A 23,607-nucleotide genomic window follows, 5' to 3' on the forward strand; every position below is an offset into this window, starting at 1 on the left:
CGGTGGGGGCGGGAGGTGGTTCAGGCGGAGTCATGTTGGGCGAAGTGGCGTTCGCAGAGTCTCAGGTGGCGGGCGTGCCAGACCATGTAGGTGCCGAGGACCAGTTGGGTGAGGCTGCGGCCGACGTCTTCCCAGCGGTCGCGGAGGCGTAGCCAGAGCAGTTTGGTGCGGCGCAGGTGGGGGCGGGTGTTGCTCGGGGTGGCCAGGCAGGGGGCGCGGTTGGGGATGGCGCGGGTGTGGGCGGCGGTGGTTTCCAGGGTGTGGCGGGTGAGGATCTCGCGGACCACGGAGCGGACGGTCAGGGGGGCCAGGTGCCAGGCGGGGCAGGGGCGGTTCACGGCCACGCCGAACGGGATGTGGTTGGGGCGGGAGCGGCGGTAGGGGTCGAAGCGGTCGTGGTCGGGACAGCCGGCGCGCTGGTACTCCAGGTAGTCGAAGCACACGACCGAGCCGGCCGGGATGGCGGTGCCGTCGTCCAGGGCGATCTCGCCGGAGGTGACGCGGTGGGCGATGCCGAACAGGGGGTACATGCGCAGGGTTTCGTCGATGACGTGTTCCAGCAGCTTCTCGTCGGTGGCGGCGCGGCGCTGGATCTCCGGGTGGCGGGCCAGTTCCATCAGCACGTGCGCGCTCGCCTCGGCGCTCTGCACGACCGCCGTGGTGAAGAAGGTGCCCTGGAGGTACAGCGCCCGCTGCCGGGCGTCCAGCAGCATCGGCAGCACGTGCGGCACCTCGCCGAGTGAAGCTTTCAGATGACCGGTGAGGCGCAGGCGCCGGTCCATGTGCCGGAGCGTGCGGCACTTGAGTGCGTCGGCCACGTCGGCGGCGCTGGCCACGATCATGTCCCTCACCTCGGGCGGGCAGGGCGCGCGGAACACCACCCGGTGGTAGAACTCCGCCCACACCGGCATCAGCTCGTCGCGCAGCCGTACCAGCCCGGCCCGGCCGTGGTACGCGGCCTCGACGCTTTCCACGGCGAGGCGGTCGGCGGTGTGGCTCGGCATGGTGAGCATGCGGCGGGTGCAGCGGGCCACCTCGTCGTACAGCGGCCCCGGTTCCAGGTGCTCCTGGTGGATCTCGGCTCCTGGTGACAGCCAGTACCAGAACAGGTCGGACAGCGCGGCACCGCGGCTGCGCCCGTCCGCCGCGGGGTGCGAGTAGACCTCCATGAAACGGGACACGTCGAGGTCACCGGGGATCACGATCCCCTCGGTGCCGTTGATGCGGGCGAACAGCCGTATCCGTAACGCGATGACGGCGGCCGGGAGCCAGTAGGGGAGGGTCACGGCGCAAATCGAGACGACGAGCAAAACGATCATGTTACTCTCATCCGTGCGGGGACCAGATATACGAAATAAGCTCACAAAGGCCTCCCGTGTAATCCCCTGCAACGGTGCCATCCGTGTAACCCTCGACCCCGGGGAACCCCGTGACCCTGGACCTGACACCCGGACCGGTCAACCTCCGCGACTTCGAGACGGCGGCTCGCGACCGGCTGGACCCCGTGTACTACGACTACTTCGCGAGCGGCGCGCAGGACGAGATCACCGTCGCCGCCAACGAGGAGGCGTTCCGGCGACGATCGCTGGTCCCCCGGGTGCTGCGCGGCGGCGGCCCGCCCCGGCTGGAGACCACCGTGCTCGGCACCCCCGCCTCCATGCCGGTGCTGCTCGCGCCGACCGCGTTCCACCGGCTGGCCTGGCCCGAGGGCGAGCCCGCCACCGCACGCGCCGCCGCGTCCGCCGGTGTCGTCATGATCGCCGCGATGCTCTCCACCGTCACGATCGAGGAGATCGCGGCGACCGGCGCCACGCTGTGGTTCCAGCTCTACCCGCAGCCGGACCTCGCCTTCACCGAGTCGCTGGTCCGCCGGGCCGAGGCCGCGGGCTGCCGCGCGCTGGTGCTCACCGCGGACTCTCCCGCGCTCGGCCGCAACGAGCGCGGCGACCGCAACGGTTTCCACGACCTGCCCCCGCACATCCACTGCGCCAACATGGGCGAGAACGGCCACGTCCGCCAGGTGGTGCTGTCGCCGGACGTCTCGTGGAGCTACCTCGACCGGCTGCGCGCCATGACCTCGCTGCCGATCCTGCTCAAGGGCGTGCTGCACCCGCGGGACGCCAGGATCGCCGTCGAGAACGGCGTGGACGGCATCGTGGTGTCCAACCACGGCGGACGGCAGCTCGACACCACGCCCCCCTCGCTGGACCGGCTGCCGCTGATCGCCGAAGCGGTCGGCGGCCGGGTGCCGCTGCTGATGGACGGCGGCGTGCGGCGCGGCACCGACGTGGTGAAGGCCCTGTCGCTCGGCGCGACCGCCGTGGCGATCGGCCGCCCGGTGTTGTGGGGCCTCGCCGCCGCCGGGGAGGCGGGGGTGGGCCGCGTGCTGTCCCTGCTGCGCACCGAACTGGAGAACGCCCTCACCCTCTGCGGGGCCGCCACCCCGGGCGAGGTGACCAGGGACGAACTCGGCGGCATCCTCGCGTGACCGGACGGCCGGTGACGGCCCGCGCGACCCGCCCCGCCCGCCGGGTGACCGGCGACGACCCGCGTGACAACACCACCCCACCGGCCCCGGGGGCCGGTGGCCAGCACGGGAGGACTCCCACGTGACCCTGAAGGTGATCGGCGCCGGTGTCGGGCGCACCGGGACGTTGTCGCTGAAGGCGGCGCTGGAACGGCTCGGGTTCGGGCCCTGCTTCCACGGCCGCCACGTGCTGGACCACCCCGAGCGGCTGCCGATGTGGCGGGCCGCGGCGGACGGCGAGGCGGTGGACTGGCACGCGGTGTTCGCCGGGTACGCCGCGAGCGTCGACTGGCCCGGCGCGGCGTACTGGCGCCCGCTGCTGGAGACGTTCCCCGGCGCCAAGGTGATCCTCACCGTGCGGGACGCGGAGCGCTGGTACGACAGCGTGCACGACACGATCTACCAGATGTTCGGCGACGGCCCCGGGGACGGCGACCCGCGGGTGGCCGAGGCGCGTGGCGTCGTGCCCGGCCTGGATGTGTTCACCGACTTCCACCGCCGCATGATCTGGGACGGCTTCTTCGGCGGCCGGTTCGCCGACCGCGGCCACGCGCTCGCCGTCTACGAGGCCCACAACGCCGCCGTGCTGCGCGAGGTGCCCCCCGAGCGGCTGCTGGTCGTCGAGCCGGGAGCCGGCTGGGAGCCGCTGTGCGAGTTCCTCGGCGTGGAGGTGCCGGACGAGCCGTACCCGAGGCTCAACGACCCCGCCGCCTTCTGGTCCCGCGTCGCCGCCCGCGTCGCCGAGTCCCGCGCCTGACTCCGTCGTCCGGCGGCACCACCGTTCTCCGGTCGCAGCCGCACATCGTCCGCGGGGACGATGTGCGGCGCGCGGAGCGGTTGCCACGATCGGTCGTGGGCGGCCCCGGCGATGACCGTCGAGACCGCCCGAGGACACGGACCGCACCGCCGCAGAGAGGACAGACGATGCCGCTCACCCGCTCGCCCCTGCGCAGGCTCGCCGCAGCCGGGCTCACGCTCGGGCTCGCCCTGGTGACCTGTGCCGCGACGACAGTGCCCGCGACCGCGCTGGCCGGGCCCCCGGCCGCGGCCCCCGCCGCCGCCCTGGACCGCGCCCTGTTACGCCAGACCCTGGACGCCGTACGCGACGCCGGCATGTACGGCCTCTACTCCGCCGTGCACGACGGCCGGGAGCGGTGGCAGGGCGCCTCGGGCGTCGCCGACGTGCGGACGCGGCGGCCGGTGCGGCCCGACATGGTGCACCGCGTCGGCAGCATCACCAAGACCTTCACCACCGTCGCGCTGCTGCAGCAGGCCGAGCGGGGACGCCTGGAGCTGGACGCCCCCATCGCCCGCTACCTCCCGGACGTCGTGCCGGGCGAGCTGGGCCAGGCGGTCACCGTGCGCATGCTGCTCAACCACACCAGCGGCATCGGCGACTACGTCGTCGGCGCCTTCCCGTCGCTGGCCGTGGGCTCCCCCGCGAGCCTCGACGACAACAGGTTCCACCGGTTCACCCCCCGGCAGCTCGTCGCCCACGGCCTCGCCGCCCCCGCCACCGGGGAGCCCGGGCAGCGGTTCTCCTACTCCAACACCAACTACGTCATCGCGGGCCTGCTCCTTTCCAAGCTGACCGGCGGCGACGCCGAGGGGTACATCACCCGCCACGTCATCCGCAAGGCCGGCCTGCGTGACACCGCCTTCCCGCGCACGCCGTTCATCCCGGGCCCGCACTCCAAGGGCTACGAGGCGTTGTACGGCCTCATCGACCCGCCGCGCGACTACAGCGTCTACGACATGTCGTGGGCGTACACCGCGGGCGCCGTGGTCGCCACGATGGACGACCTGTCCGCCTTCTACCGCGCGCTGCTGACCGGCCGCCTGATCGGCCCGCGGTGGCTGGCCGAGATGCAGACCACCGTGACCGTGCCCGACGCGGCGGGCGACACCGTCTTCTACGGCCTCGGCATCTACGCCATGGACCTGCCCTGCGGCCGCTTCTGGGGTCACGACGGCGCCGTGTTCGGGTACGGCACCATCTCCATGTCCAGCGCGGACGCGTCCCGCCAGTTCTCCGTCGGGATCAACCTCATGAAGTACCAGCGCGTCGACGAGAACGGCCAGGCCGAGGCGCACGCCATCGACTTCGCGCTGCGCGACCACGTGTTCGCGGCCGGCTGCGGCACCTCCGCCGCGGCCACCCGTTCCGCGGTGCCGCCGAACGTTTTCCGCATGGACGGGCGCCCGTTCTTCGTGAAGTGACCTGAACCGCACGACCGGCGCGACTATGGAGGATATGAAAGTGAGGTGGCTGGGCACTTTCCGTGGTCGACAGGAGTAGGGCGGGTTGGGGCACGTGGTTGTGGAGCCGTTGTCGCGGCAGGATCCCCGGCGGGTCGGCACGTATGTGCTGCTCGGCCGGCTCGGTGCCGGGGCCATGGGGCGGGTCTACCTCGGCCGGTCCCTGGCGGGCCGCCTGGTCGCGGTGAAGACGATCAGGAGCGACCTGGCCGACGACCACGACTTCCGGGCGCGGTTCGCCCACGAGGTGGCGGCGGCGCGGCGGGTGAGCGGCATGTTCACCGCGCCGGTCGTCGCGGCCGACGCGCAGGCCGACGTGCCGTGGCTGGCGACCGCGTACGTGCCCGCCCCGTCACTGGAGCGGCTCGTGCGGCTGTGCGGGCCGCTCCCGGTGGCGGCCGTGCGGTGGCTGGCCGCCGGGTGCGCCGAGGCGCTGGACTCCATCCACTCGGCGGGCCTGGTGCACCGCGACCTCAAACCCGCCAACGTGCTGGTGTCGCTGGACGGGCCGCGGGTCATCGACTTCGGGGTGGCCCGCGCGGCCGAGCGCATGACGCTCACCGCGACCCGGCAGGCGGTCGGCACCCCGGCGTACATGGCGCCCGAGCAGGCCCGCGACACGCGTGAGGCCGTCATGGCGAGCGACATCTTCTCGCTGGGGTCCACCCTGCTGTTCGCCGCGACCGGCCACTCGCCGTACCCGGGCAGGTCCATGTCGGAGATCCTGGTGCGCCTCGCCACCGAGCCGCCCGACCTGAGCGGGCTGCCCGAGGGCCTGCTGGACACGGTGACCTGGTGCCTGGAGCGCGACCCGGACCTGCGCCCCACGGCGGGGTGGCTGCTCGCCCACATGGCGCGGCACGCCGGCGACGAGGAGCGGACGTTCTCCGCGGCGTCGCTGCCGCCGCGCGCGGTCGGGCTGATCGAGCGGTACCGGCAGGCGGCCCACGCGCCGTTCGAGGAACCGGGCGACGGCGTGCCGCTGGAAGAGGACGAGGTGACGTACGTCCCGCCGGGCTCGGGCGCCGGGTCCGCGCCGGGTGAGCCGAGCGGGCCGAGCGGGCCGCCGTCCCGGCCGCCGGACGCGACGGCGCGGCGGGACGACGGCGACGACCGGCCCTCCCTGCCCGCGCCCCGCCGGCTCGGCGGGCCCGCCCAGGTGGCGGTGTACGCGCTGTCGGTGGCGCTGGCCCTGGTGCTGGGCGGCACGGCCGGGCTGGTGCTCAGCAACCAGCGCGACGACCCGTACTCTCGTCAAGGCCGTGACCACCCGCCGCCCGGCCCGCCGCCCGGCGAGCCGCCGGTGCCGTACGGCGGCACCGCGGAGCCCGGCGGGAAGCCGCGCATCCTCGTCAACCAGCCGATGGGCGACGGGTGGACGGTCTTCGTGGTCCACGGCCGCGGCTGGTCTCCCGGTCAGCGGGTGACGATCCGCCTGGACGGGGGCCGCGTGTCCCCCGTCATGCCGGTGGTGGACCGGCAGGGCACGTTCAACTACGCCGTCAACCAGCATCGGGAGTTCTTCCCCGGCAAACTCCCCCCGGGCCGGCACCAGGTGACAGCCCGCGCGTCCGGCGGGGGTCCGGACGCGCGGGCCGGCTTCAGCGTCAACAGCGGGTAGCGCCGCGCCATCCGCTCCTGACGGGCTCATGGCATGCCGCTCCACCACAGGTCCTCCTGGCGGGAGCACCAGACCGGGTCGTCCAGGCGGGCCAGGTCGGTGAGGGTGATGATCTCGTGTTCCAGCAGCACGCCCACCACCACCTCGTCGGACAACCTGCTGCCCGCGCGGGCCAGGCCCCGGCCGATGATCTTGCGGCGGAGTACCTTGATGTGCTCGCCGACGCGGGCGGACAGGCGGTCGCGGAACGCCGGGTCGGTGGCGAAGCGTTCCAGCTCGTAGCTGGCGTCGGTGACCTCCAGGGCGGCGCGGGCGATCTCCGGGGTGCGGGGCAGCGGCGTGGTGCGGCTCGGGTCGACCAGCCAGGGGCGGCACCACAGCAGGGCGACCAGGAACAGCTTGGTCATCGGGTCCAGGTACAGCGGCAGCAGCGTGGTGTCGCCCTTCTGCCCCTTGACGCCGGGCCCGGAGTGCTCGGCCCGCAGGTCGATGTCCGGCTCGCGCGGGATGACGACCACGCGCAGCGGCTGCCCGTCGTCGAGCATCGCCCCCGACCCCACCAGAGCCGTGCCGCACCGCATGAACCACCCGCCGGTGGGCTCCTCGCCGTCGCGCAGGCGGGGCAGGCGGATGCGGTGGCCGTCGGTCTCGACGTACAGCGCGTGGGTGCAGCTCATGTTGGCCACCCACGCCCCGTCGCGCAACGCGGTGACCACCCCGGCCCGCCGCGACAACCCCCGGTCGCCGGGGAGCATCAGGTCGGCGTCGGCTCCCCTGCCGAACACCAGCCGCGTGCCCTCGGCCACCTCGATCGTGCGCCCGGACGGCCCGGTGACGCGCGTCGTGGCCGACACCGACGCCCCCACCCCCATGGCCACCTCGCCCTCGCGTTGCCGACGTCGCGGATTCTAGGTTCCGCACGGCCCGGCGCGGCACCCCGGAGTTCGGGGATGGCCCGGCCCGCTAGTAGTGGCCGCGGTGCACGGCCCCGGTCCACGCCCACAAGAAGATGGTGAGCATCAGTGCCCCGAGGACGAGCAGCGGCGCGGAGACCAGGAAGTCGCCGCGGACGGCGCCGAGCACCCCGGCGGGGATCGGGACCAGCCAGTAGACCGGCGGCGGCCAGTGCGGGTGGACGAGGGGGCGGCGCCCGGTGCCGTTCGGCGCGAGCATGTGGGAGGCCCCGAAGTAGCCCTTCCTGCGCAGCCGGCCGGCGGGCCACACGAACACGCCGTCCTCGGGCTCCAGCACCGCCCGCGCGCCGAACCCCTCACGGATGTGGGCCCGCACCACGGCACCCTGCTCGATGGCGAGCAACTCGGGGGACCACATGACCCGCTGCCACCGCGTGCCCGGCGGCACCTGGCCGCCGGCCAGGGCCCGGCCGTCCACGTCGAGCTCCGGCGGCGACAACACGACCATCGCCGACCGTCCCTGGTTGAACGTGCCGTACAGCCGGTGCACCCGCATCGGGACGCCGGGCCGCCGCGCCGTCGCGACGTTCAGCCGCCACCGCGCCACCCAGGCCAGGATCACCAGCGCCGCCGCGGCCCCGGCGGCGAGCACCGGCCAGACCCGGTCGAGCACCGAAGGCGTGTCCTGTACCCGGGTGCCCTCCTCCATGGAGACGATGTTCGTCCTCTCCGGCTCGACGGCGTACGGCCCGAGGTTCGCGTCCTCCCCCTCGCGCGGGTCGTACCGCAACCGGAACGGCTGCCCCTCCCGCCACCTGCCCGGCTCGTCCAGCAGGACACCGGTCCTGGTCTCGTCCCCGTCCTCGTCGGTCCAGTAGACGTGCGCCAGCGTCCCCCACTCGAACCGGTCGATCGCCTTGATCTCCCCGGTCACCTGAGCGGTGGCCCGCGCCTCCCGCGCCCCCTGCGCCAAGAACCCCAGCAGCACGACGGCCGCCACGACCAGCACCGCGCCGACCGCCGTCCCGACCGAGATCAGCGCGGCTCGCAGCGCGAAACGCTCCGATAAGCGGATCACACCGCTGATCGTGTCATATCACCTGTCACCTCGACAGGATTCACATACAGCATGTAAGACGTCCGTAAGGAGAGCGGCTGCTCCACCGCCCCCTGCTGCAACGCGTTCACCAGCCAGTACGCCACCAGCGCGACGGCCAGCGCGACGAGGAACAGCAGGACGGCCAGCACCACCATCTCCAGGGACAACCTCCACTGGCGCGGCACGCGGACCTGCCGCGGCTTGACGGGCCGGCCGCCTCTTCGCCTGCCCGGCGCGGTGGCCGATGACGTCTCCGGCGGGGTCTCGGTCTCCGCCGGGGGGGCGACCGATTGGGGCCGGAAGCGTTTCGGCGGGCGGTTGCCCTCGTCGACGGCGAAGTCCATCCACTGCCGCGCCCGTTCCTGGGGCACATGGTAGAGCGCCAGCGCCATGAGCTGGTGCACCACGACCGACGGGGTGCCGGGACGGCCGGCGAGGCGAGCCGACCGCTCGAACACGTCGTCCTCCGCCATGTCCTCGGCGTAGTACCCGCACCGGGTCACCTGCTCCAGCGCGTTGTCCACGTCGTCCTCCGGCAGATGATGCCGGAACAGGTCGTGGAAGCAGCCGTACTCGTCGAGTGCCGCGCGCAGCACCGCCCGGTTCTCGGGGTCGGCCTCGGCCGAGCGCGGGACCTGGGCCAGGTAGTCACGGAACTCCTCACCGGTCTTCGCGATCCGCAGCGAGTGGACGAGGGCCGTCATCATGAACGCCTGGTCCGCGCCGAGCGGCTCCCGCACCACGTCACGCCGCTCCTGCGGGGACGGCGTGGCGGGCTCGGGCGACTCCAGCAGGTTGCGCCCGCCGTCCTGCTCGGCGAAGGGCCGCGGGGGGGTGGAGGACGGGGCACGGCCACGGCGGAACGCGTTGAAGTCCCTCGTCACGTCCATCGAGCCGGTCGACGGGTCCGCGTCCGGGAAGTGGCCCCCGCCGGCCTCCGGGGCCCGGTCCCCGCCGGGGGACGGGTACGGGTTGCGCGCGAAGGACGGAGGCGGGGCGAAGGACGGGTCCGGCGGAGTGGACGGGGCCGCGCCGAGGAGGTCCGGGGCGCGTACCTCCTCCTCCCGGGGGGCGAGCAGGTCGCCGTGGCCCTCGGGCCAGGAGGTCTCCACGGGCACGTCCGGCTGGGGGCGCGTGCCGGACAGGCCGTACGGGTGGCGGCCGAAGTACTTGAGCAGGCGGGCGATCTGGCGGCGGTCCTGGTCGTGCTCCTTCAGGCCGGCGGCGCGGCACAACTCGGCCACCTCGGCCGGGTGCCTGAGGTAGGCCTCGACGAGGCGGCGGGCCGCCTCGTCGTACGGGTCGCCGGCGAAGTGGGTGTCCTTGGTGAGGTCCAGGCGGGTGTGGCGCGACTGCTTGGAGCTGTACGGCCATTCGTGGAGGAAGACGAACCGCGGCAGGCCCGCGGTGAGATCCTCGCTCTGCTCGGTGGAGAACTCCCAGAAACCGGGGGCGGTGGTGCCGACCACGCGATCGAGCAGGTCCATCAGGCCCCACATGATGTCCTTGGCGTCGGCGCCGGGGGCGATCTGGCAGGAGAACATCGCGTCGGGGTCCCTGAGCACCTCGGCGGTCAGGCGCGGCAGGCCGGCGGCCAGAGGGGACAGCGCGGTGGGCGTGACGCCGGACTCGGCGCCGCGCACGCGCTCGGTCAGCGCCTGCTGGATCTCGGGCGTCAGCCGCAGCAGCAGGGAGGGGTCGAGCGGCGGTCCCTCGGTCTCCTCGGGCACCTTGGCGTGCCAGGCGTCCACCACGCCGAGCACCTCGCGCGCCCCGAGCAGCGACGGCATCCCTTTGTAGGCGTACGTCCGGATACGCTGTCGCGGGTCGGGGTCGGGGGTGGGGCACCGGTGGAGCGCGACAGGCTCCCCCCCGATCATGAGACGGCATAGGCTCGGCCGGGACGCGGCGCCCGCGTCCCGCTGCACCTCCACCAGCGTGAACAGTTGCCGCTCCCAGGACTCCCACTCCCCCGCCGGCAACGAGGACCCGCGCAGCGCCAGCCCGCCGTCCTGCTGCTCCCAGCGGAAGACCATCCAGTCCATGCCCTCCCCCGTGCTCACCGGCCCACCTCCTTCGCCTCGGGCCCGTCGATGACCCCGGTCATGGCGAGCATCGCGATGAGGGGATTGAGCACCCGCTGCGGCCGCACGCCGCGCGGGAAGCGCTCGTCGGTCGACCTGCCGCCGGTGGCCGACGCGAAGTGCAGCGTGGCCCTGCGGCAGCGGGCCGCCGGGAGCAGCCAGCCCTGCGCGCCGTGCTGATGGAGGAACGCGTACACGTCACGGCTCTCCATGCGGATCAGCTCGGCGTCCAGGTGGCCCGGGGTGGCGGCGGCCAGCCAGCGGTCGGCGGGCCGCATGAAACGCAGCCGGTCGCTCTTGCTCACGACGATCACCGCGGGCACGTCGAGCAGCGTCTCCTGCCGGTAGAGCTGGTCGAGGACGTTGCTGAACGCCAGGTCGCCGAGCGCGCCGACGTCCTCGGCGAGGCCGGGCAGCCGCAGCGCCTGCTCGGGGTCCACCACGAAGATCAGGCCGTCGGCCGCCGCGAGGAATCGCTCGCCCCTGCCGACCTTGGCGAGCTGCTCGCCGGAGATGTCGAAGAACGCCACCGGGTGGCCCCCGGTCTCCCCGGTGCGGCTGACGACCAGGGCGTCCACGAACTCCGGCAGGTCGGTGGGCGGGGTGAACCCGAGCCGCTGCCCGCGGTAGAGGGGCTGCACGAACTGCCGGTAGAACCGCCGGTGCCTGATCATGTCGAGCGGCACGGCCGTCAGCCCGTGGCCGCCGAGCCCGCCCGCCTCTATCTCGCCCATCATCGCGGCGAGCAGGTGGGTCTTGCCGGTACGGCTGGCGCCGACCAGGCCGATCACCAGCGGCTTGCGGTAGCGGCCGTACAGCACCGGCAGGTAGTGCGGCTCGACGTCGTTGGACGGATTGGGACACAGCAGGAAAGCCGAGCGCAGCCGCACCTCGCGCTTGTGGGGGTCGCGCAGGCCCGCGAGGTCGATGGGGCGGTACTCGAACTTGTCCGGGTCGAGCTCGAACAGGTTGGAGCCGTCGCTGGCCCAGACGAAGGAGTCCAGGCACACAGGGCAGCGGACGGGCTGGCGCGGGTCGTTAGCCAAAGAGACCTCCGAGTGCCCACAGTGCCAATGCGATGACCAGCAGGACGACCACCACGACGACGGCCATGCCGGCGCCGCCGCCCGGCTGCGGCCGGGGCGCGGGGGGCGGCGGGTGCGGCAGGGGGCCCGTCGGGGAGGCGGCCGTCTCGGGTTCGGGCTCGTCCTCGTCGACCACCACGCGGTCGGCGGGCTCGGGGGGACGGCGGTAGGAGGTGCCGTGTTTCTGGCGCATCATCTCGTCGAAGCGGTGGCCGCCCTCGGCGAACTTGCGGTCGGCCGCCTCCTCCGGCGGGGGGATGGGGTCGGGGGCGCGTAGCCGCCGCAGCAGGTCCACCGGGTGCGGGCGGTGCGCCGCCTTCTGGGCGAAGACGCCGGCGAGCAGGTCCCGGGTGCGGGGCTCCACCAGGGCGAGGTCGGGGTCGCGTTCCAGGGCGGCGGACGAGTTCAGGCCGACGACCATGTGGTAGATCACCATGCCGGCGCTCCACACGTCGTCCCGGGCGCACGTGCCACCCACCCCCATGAGCTGCTGCGCGGACGCCCACGGGCGGGTGCCTTCCGCGCGGCGCGGGCGGGCCGTGGGGGAGGCCAGCTCGAAGTCGGTGAGCTGGGCGCCGTGGCCGTCCCAGCGCACGCTGTGCGGGGTGATGCCCCGGTGGACGACGGCGACATGCTCCAGGATGCGCACGCCGCGCAGCAGGCTGGTCTGGAACAGCCGTTGCTCGTCCAGCAGCAGCCGCCCGGCGACGTCCGCCGCGAACGGGCCGCGGTAGCGCTCGAACAGCGCGAACGGCTCGGCGCCGTCCACGTCGTAGCCGACGAGCCTCGCCAGCTCCGGCGGATAGCCGGGGCCGCCGAACCTGCGATACAGCAGCAGGCCGACGCGCACCTCGTTCTCCAGGCGGCGGTACAGCCCGGGGTCGGCGGCGTCGGCCTCGCGGCCGATGGACTTCTGCACCAGGGAGACGGGGCCGGACTCCGACTCCGCCTCGACCTCGGTGAGGGTCATGCCCGATCCGGGGACGGGCGCGGCGTCGCGCTGGCCGAGCACCTTCCACTGCCGCAGGCCGCCGTCCACGTCCATGAAGTCGATCTTCAGTGCGCCCGGGTCAGCCACCGGTGCCCCCTCCCTGGCCGGGCCCGGCGGGTGGCACGGCCGAGCCCGCCGTGCCGTTCGGGCCGCCCGCCCCTGCCGTCCAGTCGTGCGGCGGCGACGCGTTCTTCGCCCACGTGACGTCCACCATGCCGGTGCGCAGCGGCACCAGGCGCAGCACCCCGGCGAACTGGCTGGCGGCCGTCCACACCACGTCGCCGGGGAACCGTATGGCCTGCCCGGTGCGGTGCCCCCCGGCGCCCACCGGCGGCTGGGCCACCCGGGGCACGAAGCGCACGGAGACCGCGCCTCCTGTGGCCCGCAGGTACCTCAGCTCGTCCTGGTCGCACAGTTGCGTCATCCGCGCTCCCACCTGCATGCGCACCAGTTCCGCCACCTGGGGCGAGCGCCGCCACACGCACTCGGCCAGCTCGGTGCGGCGCGGGTTGTCGCCCGCGAACGGCGGCCGCTCGTGCACGCCGCGCTGGCGCAGGTGGTCCCAGTAGTCGTCGAGCTCCGCGCGGGCCCGCTCCTCGATGCGCCAGGTGACGTCGCGCAGCGCGCCGCCGTACATCTGCTGCCACAGCGGGTCCAGCACGTGGGCCGCGAGGTCGGCGAGATCGTCCCACACCACCTGGGCGAACTCGGCGCCGTACTCGGGGAAGCCCACGGCCCCCCGGCGCGACACCGGCGCGGCGGCCCCGGCCAGGCGCGTACGCTGCTCGGTCACGCCGAGGTGCAGCGCCCGGATGAGGTCCTCAAGCACCGACGCGTAGGTCTGCGCGGTGTCGGCGGCGGCGCGGCGGGCCTTGGCGAGCACCCACTCCTGGACGGCCACCTCGGTGACCACGGCGGTGAGACGCCGGGCGGCGTCGTCGGCCGCGTGCACAGGCAGCCTGCCGCACCAGCGGGCCACCGCGCCGCGCCACCAGCCGTACAGCGTGAACCCCATGCCCGCCGCGACGACGAGCAGGGCGAAGACGGTGACCGGCAGGGGCGGCGGGGGCCAGTCGCCGCCGGGCGGCACCCGCCAGACGGCGTGCCCGGCGAGCACCCCGAGCGCGGCCGCCGCGCCGTGCGCGGCGAGCGGCCGGCCCGGCAGACCGGCCCAGCCGTGCTCGCCGTACGCCTCGGGGACCTTGGCGTGCAGCAGCGCGACCCCGGCCCCCCAGGCGCCGGCGACGACCACGATGACGCCGAGCAGCCGCAGCAGCGCCCCCATCAGGCTGTCCGCGAGCGGGCCCAGGGCGAGGCCCGCGACGAACCCGAGCGCCGCCGCCGCGGCGAGCAGGCCGGCGCGCATCGGGTCAAGCAGGAAGGGGGACGGCCCTGACAGCTCGCCGAGCAGCCGGTCGGGGCACTCCCGCGCCAGCCGGGGCCGGTGGGCGCCGCTGCCGCCGGGGGCGACGTGCGCCGCGTAGGCGCGCAGCCGCACGGCGAGGGTGTGCAGCGAGACGGTGCGCCGGAACTCCGACCTGACGAGGTCGCGCAGCGCCTCGGCGGGGTCGCCCAGCCGGGGGTCGGCGTCCACCCGCACGCCGGCCCGCCGCAGCCGGTCCCGCACGGCGTGGTCCTCGCCGTCGAAACCGTCCGCCTCGTCGAACAGGCGGCCGGCGTCGTCGCGGAAGGCCCGCAGCGCCGTGCCCGCCGTGCTGAGCTTGCCGGCGGCGGACGCCGAGGGCCCGGTGCGCAGCAGCGCGGTCACCGCCTCCAGCTCCGAGCGCAACGTCCCGAGGTCGCGCACGTGCCACAGGGCCGCGTCGCGCCGCGCCGCCAGGGGCTCGCCCGGGACCAGCGGGTCCGGCGGCTCGTGCCCGGACGCGCCGGCCAGGACCGCGAGCACGCGTCCCGGTGAACGGTCGGCGGCGGCGAGGTCCGCGGCGGCACCCGGGTGGGACCGCGCGGCGTCGGCGCCGCCGATGAGCCGTTCGAGGCCGCCGCTGAGGGCGTCGGCCAGCAGCTCGTCGCCGAAGTGGCCGGACATGACGGTGAACCCGACCGACGCGACCCGGTCGGGGATGTCCCTGGTCTGCGCGACCACGGTGTCGAAGATCTCCGGCAGCAGCAGCACCTGCTGGAGCTGGAGCAGGTTCCTGTCCGGGTCCCCGCGCCCGGCGTAAGCGTGCCCGCGGTCCATGTCCCACTCCACGCCGGTGAGGTCGCCGGCCCACAGGGTGGCCGCGACCTCGGAGGCCGCCATGGCGGGCGACAGGCGCAGCGCGACGCCGCCGCCGTCGTCGGCGGGCCCCACCACCAGGCACAACACGGCGCGCACCGCGCGGGTGCCGAGGATGCGCTCGTAGAACGGGCCGCGCCCGGCGAGCCGGTCCACCCGGTCGACGATCAGCACGCGTCCCCGGTCGGCGTGGCGGCCCACGGCGGCCCAGCCCTCGTCGCCGAGGTCGCGGTCCCGGATGTCCAGGAGCAGGACCTCGGGCTCCATCCCTTCCGTCACGGCCACCGGCGTACCGCCTCGACGAGATCCACCAGGTTGTTGTTCACCGGGTTGGCGACACCGGTGAACGGGGCGCGCAGCGCCTGGTCGAGCGTGGTGCCCCACAGCTCGACCAGCCGTTCCGCCTGTCTGCGGCCCTGTTCCGACAACGACGGCATGCGGATCTCCAGCAGCTTGAGCTGCTCCTCCGACACGCGCCAGAACAGGTCGAACATCGGGTCGGGCGGCACCGGGGTGGTCTCGAGACCTTCGGGCAGCAGCCGCATCAGGCGGGCGGCGAAGTCGCGGCGCACCGTCTGGTCGTCGCTGAGGGTCCACTCCTCGTAGGCCCGCAGCAGGCTGCCCCAGGAGGACGCGCCGGCGTACGTGGTGAGCTCCAGGCTCATGGCCATGGCGTCCTCGCCCCGGTCGAGCACGACGCGGACGCGCTCGGGCGAGTCGGGGTTGCCCCGCTCGACCTCGACGTAGCCGTTCCACATGGCGCACAGCAGGCGTTGCAGGATCCTGACCCGGTGCTCCTGCGTGGTGACCAGGTAGCCGTAGTCGTAGCCGAGGCGCTGCCGCCACCGCAGGAAGTCCTGGTCCTGTTCGCCCCGCAGCGCCTGCCCCCAGAAGTGCAGCACCTCGCGCAGCTCGGGGACCTCGGTCACGCCCATGGAGGTGCGGAACTGCACCACCACGATCGCGTCGGTGTCGGTGGGCCGGAACTCCGGCCGCGGGCCGTGCTTCGGCAGGTTGATGCGGTTGTACAGGTAGGACTCGATCTCGGTGTCCACCGTGGCGGCGGGGTAGGAGATGAGGACCTTCAGCTCCCCGGCGCCCTGCGGGGAGAAGCCGCTCGGCAGCAGCGCGGCGAGCTCCTGCTTGAACTGCGTCAGGTCCTCCTCCCCCACCGGCGGGCCGTCCTTGCCTGCCGCCTGCGCCAGCAGGTCGGCCATCGGCGGCAGCAGCGGGCGCTCCCCCTGCTCGCGGTGGCGGAACAGCCGCTTGACGGCCTGCTTGAGCTGGTCGCGCAGGTAGGCGCGGGCGTCGGCGGGGCTCTGCTCGGTGCTGATCTGGAACACCCGGCGCCAGCCGTCGGGGCCGAGGACGGCGCCGAGCAGCCCGGCCTCGCCCTCGTTGCCGCGCAGCCTGCCGAGCGCGACCTGGTGGCCGATGGCGCGGCCGGTGACCTGCTCGTAGAAGTGCTCCAGGTCCTCGCCGCGCGGCGGCAGCAGATACGTCACGCCGACCCGGGGACGGTACAGGTCGCGGGCGCGGCGGGCGAAGCGGGCGTCGTCCTCCTGGGCGTGCGCGGTCAGCTCGTCGCGCAGCTCGCCGAGGTCGCGGATGACGCGGCTCAGCTTGTGCTCCCAGCGGGAGGTCTGGTCGCCCCAGGCGGCGTGCCAGACGGCCCGCGCCCGCGACTGGTACCAGGCGTCCTGCTCCTGCAGGGTGCGCTGGACCACCGGGTCGGCCCAGCGCACCTTGCGCAGGCCGGACATGCGGTCCCGTAGCTGCGGCACGGGCGGCTGAACGGCCTGCCCGGCGCCCGCGGGGTCGCTGCGGCGCCGCTCCAGCAGGCCGCGGAACCCGATCTGGTCGGCCTCGTCGGCCAGCGCGGGGTGGCCCATGACGATGCGGCCGACGCGCAGCGGGTCGAACGAGGCGAGCATCTGCTCGACGCCGCGGCGCGGGTCGAACTCCTGCACCATCTGCGGCACGGTGCCGCGCAGGTTGTGGTCCAGCGCCCTGAGGTTGTCCTCCATGCCGCGCACCCGGGTGGCGAGCACGCGGTAGATGGCGGCGGCGCCGTCGGCGGGCGGCGGCTCGGTGAACGGCAGCGGCGCGCGGTGCAGCAGCGGGCCGAGGTTGGTGGCGCCGAACATGGCTTCGAGCGCCTCGCGGTTGCTCTCGGCCCGGCCCGGCGGCGGCGCCGCGAGCTCCGACACGGCCCGCGCGAGGATGCGGGACGCCATCAGGTCGGCGAGGTCGTCCACCGGCACCGTCATCGACGCGACCAGGCTGGTGGACACGCCCCGGTTGCCGATGCCGGACACCGCCATGGTCTCGCGCTCGACGCCGCGGTTGATGAAGTCGTCGGCGAACGACTGGTACACCCGGTCGAACCCGCGGCCGTGGTCCTCGCCGCCCTGCTGGTCCACGTCGGTGCCGACCAGCGACATGACCAGGGAGACGACGGACCGGTGCAGGTCCTCGCGGTCCACCCCGGGGGTGCGGCTGAACAGGAAGGCCGTCTGCACGGTGGAGGCGCGCAGCCGGATCTCCCCCTCGACCGGGTAGCGCACGTACAGGTCGCCGGTGACGCCGATGTTGCTCAGCTCGGTGCCGGCCGCGTGGCCGTTCTGGTCGTCCACCAGGCGGAACAGGTCGAGCAGCGACCGCCCGGCGTTCAGCGTGGCGCGCCGCCCGCCGCCGAGGCCCTCGTCGAACGCCGACGGCATCAGCACCAGCGGGTGGATCTGGGCACGCAGCCCGGCCTGCTCCAGGGCGTGCCCGACGAGATGCAAGTAGTCATAGAAGATCCCGGCGCCGGTGCCGCCGGCCACGGAGAACGCCACGAACACGTCGCACGAGGAGCGCAGCCGCCCGCCGAGCTGCGCCAGCTCCCCGCCCGAGGTGCTGATGCGGCCCACCGCCGACGACACCGGGGCCATCGCGGGCCGCAGCCCGTGGCGCAGCGTCTCGAACAGCGCGGTGCGGCCCACCGTGGGGAGCTGCCCCGCGCCGCGCACCAGCGGAGCCACCCGGGGTTCCCCCGCCGCGGGGGGCAGCCAGCCGCTGACCAGTTCCTTGGCGTTCATCCGCAGGCTGCGGGCCACCTCGGGGTAGGTGTCGAAACGCGGCACGAGGTCGGTCACCAGGTGCATGGTGCGCTCGGCCGCCGGGGCGTGCTCGGGCGAGGGCACCACCCGCGTGCGCAGGCGCAGCAGCTCCGCCTCGTTGAGGTCGGCGTAGACGAACTGCAGGCAGGACGGGAGCTGGTAGGGCAGGAAACCCTGTCCCGGCATGCGGTCGAGCAGCTCCCTGCCGTCCGGGCCGCAGAGCTCGTCTCTGAGGCGCCGCTCCAGCTCCGCACCGATCAGGCATCCGGTACCGCCCAGCCCCACGAACATCATCGGCTGGTAGATCTTCATATGACGGTTCCCTTTCCGTTACCGGTGCGGCTCACAGGAGGGGGTCGCCGGACGACGACGAGGAGTACGGGCCGGTGGGGTGGCCCCCGCCGTGGGGACCTGGCGCACGCCCCCCGCCGTACGGGCCGGTGGGCGCGGTGAGGCGCCCGTCGAGCACGGCGACGGCGAGCCCGTCGCCGACCGGCTCGGGGACGCCAGGCCGGACGCCGCGCCGGTCCCCCTCCGGGGTGCGCAGGAACAGGCCGCCGTCCGCGCCGCCGCGGGACACCTCGTAGACCCGGTCGCCGCGGCTCGGCCGGTCGAAGTGGGGGTGGTCGTGCGGGTCGCGGATGACGAACTCCAGCTTGCGGTTGCGGCCCACCGGCGCCCGCCACTGCGCGGCCTCCCGGTCGCCGCGGTAGAGCAGCAACGTCAGCTCCTGCACGTCGCCGCGGACGCGTGCGGCGCGGGTGCGGGTGAAGAGCACGAGCAACGCGATGATCGCGAGCGCGGCCAGGGCGCCGAGGATCCACGGCCACGGCGAGGGCGGGTAGGCCACGGTGACCTTGATGAAGCCCCTGCCGTACTCGCGCTTGGGGTCGGCGGCGTCGCGCAGCACCAGCTCGCCGGGGATCTGGCCGAGCGCGGTGCCGCTCTGCAGCACCAGCTCCACGTCCCGCTGGGTCTGGCCGACCGGGATCCGCACCGACGGGGAGCGGACCTGCACGCGGTCGCCGTCGCGCAGCCCGTCCGGCACCAGCGTCGCGCTGATCGGGGCGCCGGTGTCGTTGGTGACGACGAGCGTGCCGCGCACGGCGTCGCCGGGCGCCACGGTCTGCTGCGGGATGTCGACGACGGTGCGCACGCGGTTGCCGGGCCGCCCGATCTGTGTCTCGTAGGGCACCTTGTCGCCCTGCACCCCCACGGCGTCGACCACGCCGACGAACCGCAGCGCACCCGTGGCGGTGGGCGGGACCGCGACGACGCCGGCGTACTCGCCGTCGCCCGCCTTGCGGTCCGGGCCGGTCCCGTCGTCGCGCAACCGGGTGTGCACCGCGTCCGGCACGCCGTCGCCGGTCATGTCCACGCTGAACGTGAGCCCCTCGCGGGCCTCGGACGAGACCACGACCTCCTGCCTGGTCTGCAGCCGCGAGCGCACGACCACCTGGCCGCCCGGCTCGGGGTTCTGCTCGTCCAGGGTGATGGTGGAACGCACGGCGCCCTGCCAGGTGACCGCGGCGACGACCTTCTCCGGCCGCTCGCCCTGCGGGGCCTCCACCTTGACCGTCCACCGGCCGGGGCGGGGCAGCTCGATCCGCAGGCCCTCGACCGGGCTGTCCTCGCCGTACACCTGGAACACCGAGCCGTCGTGCTTCCCGGTCTTCGGCACGACCTTGCCGGAGGGGTCGGTGTAGGTGACGCGGAAGCGGGGGTTGTACTTGGCGACGGTGATGGAGGCGTCGGTGGCGATCTCGGGGATGTCCAGGCGGTACTCCGCGGAGCCCGAGCCGTCCACGACCTGCGGGTCGGCGACCTGCGAGCCGGCGCACCTGGCGGTGCTGTACACCCGGACCATCGCGGCGAAGACCTGGTCCTCCCGCTGGATGAGCTGCGCCTGGGGACGCGAGCCCGTCAGGTTGTTGCACGGCTTGCCGACGGCGAACTCACGGAGCTGGCCGAGGTCGGCCCGGCCGAAGCCGAGGGGCCAGATCTGGATGCCCGCCTCCGCGGCCTCGCGCAGGTGGGCCTGGAGGTACTGCCGGGCCGCGTTCTGCCGGGCTTCGGGCGAGTCGCCGTAGTTGGGGCTGCGCCGGACGTCGAGCACGCCGTCGGTGAGCAGGAACACGATCTTCTGCCGGTCGCTCTCACCGCTGCCGCGCAGGGTGGAGACGGCGCGGCCGACGGCGGCGACGTGGTCGGTGTCGTTGCCCTCCGCGGGGGTGCGGCGGCGCAGGTCGCCCACGCAGTCCACGACGGCCTCGCGGTCCTCGCGGCCGGCGAGGGGGCCGAGCGGGCAGACGACGTCGAGCGCTTGCTGGGAGTCGTTGTTCTTGCTGCCGAACCCGACGACCTCGACCCGGGACCGTGAGGAGAACTCCCCGACGGCGAGCAGCGCGGCGGCGGCGCGTTCCGCGGTGACCGCGCTTTCAGAAAGGCTTCCCGACTCGTCGACGAGAATCACGACGTCGATCGGCTGCACCTGGATCGGGCCCGGCACCGCCGCGGCGGCGGGCGCGGCCGTCAGCGGCAGCGTGAGAGTGAAGATCAATGGCAGTGCCCATTTACGGGCCACCGAGAACGCAGGCATACGGATATGACCCCGTGAAGTTACCCCCACCTGCCCGTTCTCCCTTCTCCCCAAAGGCGACGGGACGTCCGCACGGTTCCACGGATGCGTGAAGAACCGTGCGGAACGACCAACGTGCGCGGGGCGTAAAGGGTTCCCCTCGATCGGTGGCACGGCCCGGCACCTGTGCATTTCCCACCTATAACAGAAGTCACGCCACCGGCACCTCCGCCCTCAATAGGTAAAGACGCGTCCGGCCCGTCCGGAGATGGCAGCATGACCGAAATCTGTGGCGGGAAATAATCCCCAGAAAAGTTATAAAACCCCCCATATACCGTGAACCGCCGGTCACTCATCGAGCCGCCCCAGGATGTCGTCGCCGCGTTCCCGCAGCGTCAGCAGCCGCTCCAGCCGGGCGTCGGCCGCCGCACGGCGCACCCGCAGCGTGTCGCGCTCCATGCCGAGGGCCTCCTCGGCGTCCTCCAGCACCGAGGCCAGCTCACGGCGGGCGCGGGCCAGGCTCCGGGCGACGTGCGCGGCGAGCGCCTCCGCCGTCCGCGCCATCGCGTCGCCCGCGGCCGCCAGCAGGTCCTGGCGCACCCCCGACAGCAGGCGGTCCAGGTGGTCGCGCAGGTCGGCCTCCCGGGTGGCGTGCTCGTCGGCCCGCCGCCGCCAGCGGCTGAGCACCGCCACGATGGCGACACCCGCCAGCGGGGCCAGCCACGGGGACAGCAGCGTCGCCACGGCGGTGCCGGCCACCACTCCGATGTCCACGTACCGCGACGCCCGGTCGACGTCGGTGATGAGGCCACGGGGCGGACGCCCGGCCGCCGGGAGCGGGGGGACGTCCACCGGGAGCGCCAGCTCCACCGCGGCGGCGCCGGCGCCCTCGGCGTCGAACTCCTCGGCGACGGCCGCGGCGATCGCCGACATACGGGCCCGCAGGTCGCTCTCGAACTCCATCAGCAGGCCGCGCGCCCCGGCGTCCGCGTCGGCGGGGAACTCGGCGTACAGGTTGCGGTCCCCCTGGGCGATCCGCCGGTCCAGCGACTGGCGCAGCTCCTCAAGGCGGCGGTCGGTGCGGCGGCGCAACTCGGCCGACTCGGCCCGCATCCTGCGGTCCAGGCGTTCGCGCCAGCCCGCGCTGCGGTGCTCGTGCTCGGCCAGCAGGTCGCGCTGACGCCGGACCCGCGCGATGAGCGCCGGGTCCTCGCGCAGCGCCAGGGCGCGGCTCTCGGCCTCGGCGATCGCGCCGCCCAGCAGATGCCGGGCCGAGCGCACGGTGTTGGCGAGGCGCACCACCTCGGCGCGGCCGGCCACCGTGTCCCGCAGCGCGGCCTCCAGGGCGGCGAAACCGCTGGACTCGTAGCGCCGGGCGGCGGTGTCGCGCCGTCCGGCGAGCTCGGCCCGGTCGGCGTCGGCCTTGCGGCGGCTGCTGACCGGGAACCACGGCGCGGCCGCGTAGTCGGACGCGTGCCGCGCCACCAGGTCGCGGTTCACCCGCAAGGTCTCCTCCCAGCCCGGGTGGCGGTCGGTCTGGGTGAGGACGAACATCACCGTGGAGACCCGCTGGGTGGCCAGGAAGAGGAAACGCAGCTCCGAGGCGGTCAGCTCGCTCGCGCCGTTGACGACGAACAGCAGGGCGTCCGCGCGGGCGAGCGTGGCCAGGGTGATCGCGGTGTGCCCGGCCACCAGCCCGCCGACGCCGGGCGTGTCGACCAGCGCGAGCCCGCCCGCCAGCAGCGGCGCGTCCAGGTACACCTCCACGTGGTGCACGCCCTGCCGCCGGGGACGCCGGGTGGCCGGGTCCAGCGCCGCGTACCGCGCGATGTCCTCCAGCGGGACCTCGTGCCCCTGCGGGTGCTCGTCGTCGACCACCAGGGCGTGCTCCCGCGTGCCGTACCGCACGAGCACGTGGACGCTGCTGGCGACGTCCACGTCCGTGAACAGCAACCCTGGCCGTCCCACCAGCCCGTTGATCAGCGAGCTCTTCCCCCGCTTCTTCTCCCCCACGACGACCACGGTCGCCGCCAGATCCCGCACCTCCGCCGCGGCCCGCTCCACGCTCTCCGCCGACCCGGTACGCCCCTGCTCCCGCAGCGTGGCGACGACATCGGCGAGATACGCCCGCACCTCCCCCGTCAGGAAGTGCCCCCGCCCCTCCGGCCCCACCACGCGCCCGCCCCCTCCGGACGTGTGCCCGCCCCCTCCGGACGTGTGCGGGGCCCCTCCGGAGGTGTGCCCGCCTCCTCCGGAGGTGTGCCCGCCCCCTCCGGACGTGTGCCCGTCCCCTGCGGACGTGTGCGGGGCCCCCCCGGAGGTGCGTCCCTCCCCGCCGGGGGTGCGCCCCTGATCTCCAGGCGCGCGTCCCTCCCCGCGGGGCGTGCGCTCGTTCCGCCGCTCCTCGCGCTCATCAGGCATCGCCTTGCTCCGCCTCCGCGTAGACGACGACCTCGGGGGTCCGGATCCGGCGGTCCCGGTCGGTGACCCCGCACAGTTGGGTGCGGGCCACGGTCATGTGGCGCTCCGGGTCCTCGGTCGGCTCCCTGCCGATGGCCCGGTGTCTCGTGGCGTCGAAACGTTCGCCGTCGGCGACCGTCAGCGTCACGCCGACCTCCGCCAGCCCGTCACGCAGCACCGCGAACAGGCCGGCGTGGTGCACCCGCAGCCGGTCCGCCAGATCCACGCACACCATGACCAGCCGGTCCCGCTCGTCCGCCCGGTCCAGCGCCGCCGCGAACTCCTCCGCCGCGTCCCGCTGCGCCTTCTCGAACGCCTCCCGGGCACCGCCGGGCCCCGCCGTCTCCCCGGCCCGGCGGGGTGGCCCGGCGCGCCGTGCGGCGTCGGTGGCCCACAGGGCCTCCGCGAGCCCGTTGACCAGAATGTCCCACCCGTCCCCGGTGGGCGGCGCCAGCAACGTGGACCGGCGCGGCCCGCCGGCGCGCCGCCACCACGGCCACCGCCACCACGGCCTCGGCCCCGCCGTCCCCGCCGAGGCGGACGCGCCCCCGCCGGGCCCCGGCGCCTCAGGGGCGCCCGGCGACGCGAACCCGACCGGCGCACCCGGCCCACCCGGCCCCGGCCCACCGGGCCCACCCGGTCCACC

14 protein-coding genes and 1 pseudogene are annotated in these 23,607 nt (G+C 74.3%); 4 read left to right on the plus strand and 11 right to left on the minus strand.

Translation table 11 applies throughout. The features are described 5' to 3' along the window. Positions 1-20: 20 nt before the first annotated feature. Positions 21-1,319 carry a cytochrome P450 gene (locus tag ABGB17_RS29625; RefSeq protein WP_347635369.1) on the minus strand — a complete coding sequence of 433 codons (1,299 nt, stop codon included), beginning with the start codon at positions 1,317-1,319 and terminating at the stop codon, positions 21-23. 110 nt (positions 1,320-1,429) lie between these two features. Here ABGB17_RS29625 and ABGB17_RS29630 point away from each other — a divergent pair, with 110 nt between their 5' ends. The 4 genes from ABGB17_RS29630 to ABGB17_RS29645 all read left to right on the plus strand — a co-directional run bounded on the left by ABGB17_RS29630 (position 1,430) and on the right by ABGB17_RS29645 (position 6,407). Next, complete coding sequence (locus tag ABGB17_RS29630) at positions 1,430-2,488, plus strand: alpha-hydroxy acid oxidase (protein WP_347635370.1); 1,059 nt, start codon at positions 1,430-1,432, stop codon at positions 2,486-2,488. A gap of 121 nt (positions 2,489-2,609) precedes the next feature. Further along, the gene (locus tag ABGB17_RS29635; RefSeq protein ID WP_347635371.1) at positions 2,610-3,284 is read left to right on the plus strand and encodes a sulfotransferase family protein; all 675 of its coding nucleotides are present in this window, start codon (positions 2,610-2,612) and stop codon (positions 3,282-3,284) included. 167 nt (positions 3,285-3,451) lie between these two features. Beyond that, positions 3,452-4,747, plus strand: a complete 1,296-nt coding sequence (locus ABGB17_RS29640; protein WP_347635372.1) for a serine hydrolase domain-containing protein — start codon at positions 3,452-3,454, stop codon at positions 4,745-4,747. A 94-nt stretch (positions 4,748-4,841) separates the two neighbouring features. Further along, complete coding sequence (locus ABGB17_RS29645) at positions 4,842-6,407, plus strand: serine/threonine-protein kinase (RefSeq protein WP_347635400.1); 1,566 nt, start codon at positions 4,842-4,844, stop codon at positions 6,405-6,407. 26 nt (positions 6,408-6,433) lie between these two features. Here ABGB17_RS29645 and ABGB17_RS29650 read toward each other — a convergent pair whose 3' ends face one another. From ABGB17_RS29650 to ABGB17_RS29695, 10 genes and pseudogenes are all read right to left on the minus strand, one after another. Beyond that, positions 6,434-7,261, minus strand: a complete 828-nt coding sequence (locus ABGB17_RS29650) for an FHA domain-containing protein (protein ID WP_347635374.1) — start codon at positions 7,259-7,261, stop codon at positions 6,434-6,436. A gap of 109 nt (positions 7,262-7,370) precedes the next feature. Continuing rightward, positions 7,371-8,399 (minus strand): hypothetical protein, encoded by a 1,029-nt coding sequence (locus ABGB17_RS29655; RefSeq protein ID WP_347635376.1) that lies wholly within the window; start codon positions 8,397-8,399, stop codon positions 7,371-7,373. Beyond that, on the minus strand, positions 8,396-10,483 hold the full coding sequence (locus ABGB17_RS29660; RefSeq protein WP_347635378.1) for a hypothetical protein: 2,088 nt from the start codon (positions 10,481-10,483) through the stop codon (positions 8,396-8,398). The genes ABGB17_RS29655 and ABGB17_RS29660 overlap by 4 nt, the downstream gene beginning before the upstream one ends. Continuing rightward, on the minus strand, positions 10,480-11,550 hold the full coding sequence (locus ABGB17_RS29665) for a hypothetical protein (protein ID WP_347635380.1): 1,071 nt from the start codon (positions 11,548-11,550) through the stop codon (positions 10,480-10,482). The genes ABGB17_RS29660 and ABGB17_RS29665 overlap by 4 nt, the downstream gene beginning before the upstream one ends. Continuing rightward, positions 11,543-12,667 carry a hypothetical protein gene (locus tag ABGB17_RS29670; RefSeq protein ID WP_347635382.1) on the minus strand — a complete coding sequence of 375 codons (1,125 nt, stop codon included), beginning with the start codon at positions 12,665-12,667 and terminating at the stop codon, positions 11,543-11,545. The genes ABGB17_RS29665 and ABGB17_RS29670 overlap by 8 nt, the downstream gene beginning before the upstream one ends. Next, positions 12,660-15,098: a hypothetical protein gene (locus ABGB17_RS29675; protein WP_347635384.1), complete on the minus strand. Its 2,439-nt coding sequence runs from the start codon at positions 15,096-15,098 to the stop codon at positions 12,660-12,662. The genes ABGB17_RS29670 and ABGB17_RS29675 overlap by 8 nt, the downstream gene beginning before the upstream one ends. Then, positions 15,095-18,235, minus strand: coding sequence for a tubulin-like doman-containing protein (locus ABGB17_RS29680; RefSeq protein WP_347635386.1), 3,141 nt, complete (start codon positions 18,233-18,235; stop codon positions 15,095-15,097). The genes ABGB17_RS29675 and ABGB17_RS29680 overlap by 4 nt, the downstream gene beginning before the upstream one ends. A gap of 31 nt (positions 18,236-18,266) precedes the next feature. Beyond that, complete coding sequence (locus tag ABGB17_RS29685; RefSeq protein WP_347635388.1) at positions 18,267-20,483, minus strand: vWA domain-containing protein; 2,217 nt, start codon at positions 20,481-20,483, stop codon at positions 18,267-18,269. Positions 20,484-20,849: 366 nt separating this feature from the next. After that, positions 20,850-22,676: a dynamin family protein gene (locus tag ABGB17_RS29690; RefSeq protein WP_347635390.1), complete on the minus strand. Its 1,827-nt coding sequence runs from the start codon at positions 22,674-22,676 to the stop codon at positions 20,850-20,852. 238 nt (positions 22,677-22,914) lie between these two features. Continuing rightward, a pseudogene (locus tag ABGB17_RS29695) lies at positions 22,915-23,607 on the minus strand (hypothetical protein); the annotation flags it as partial.

Origin of the sequence: Sphaerisporangium sp. B11E5, from assembly GCF_039871875.1 — a bacterium.
In the GTDB taxonomy this organism is placed as follows: domain Bacteria; phylum Actinomycetota; class Actinomycetes; order Streptosporangiales; family Streptosporangiaceae; genus Sphaerisporangium.

Bases quoted from the DNA above. Each gene is read 5' to 3' on its own strand.
- ABGB17_RS29625 (WP_347635369.1), bottom strand. From the start codon at position 1,319: ATGATCGTTTTGCTCGTCGTCTCGATTTGCGCCGTGACCCTCCCCTAC.
- ABGB17_RS29640 (WP_347635372.1), top strand. From the start codon at position 3,452: ATGCCGCTCACCCGCTCGCCCCTGCGCAGGCTCGCCGCAGCCGGGCTC.
- ABGB17_RS29680 (WP_347635386.1), bottom strand. From the start codon at position 18,235: ATGAAGATCTACCAGCCGATGATGTTCGTGGGGCTGGGCGGTACCGGA.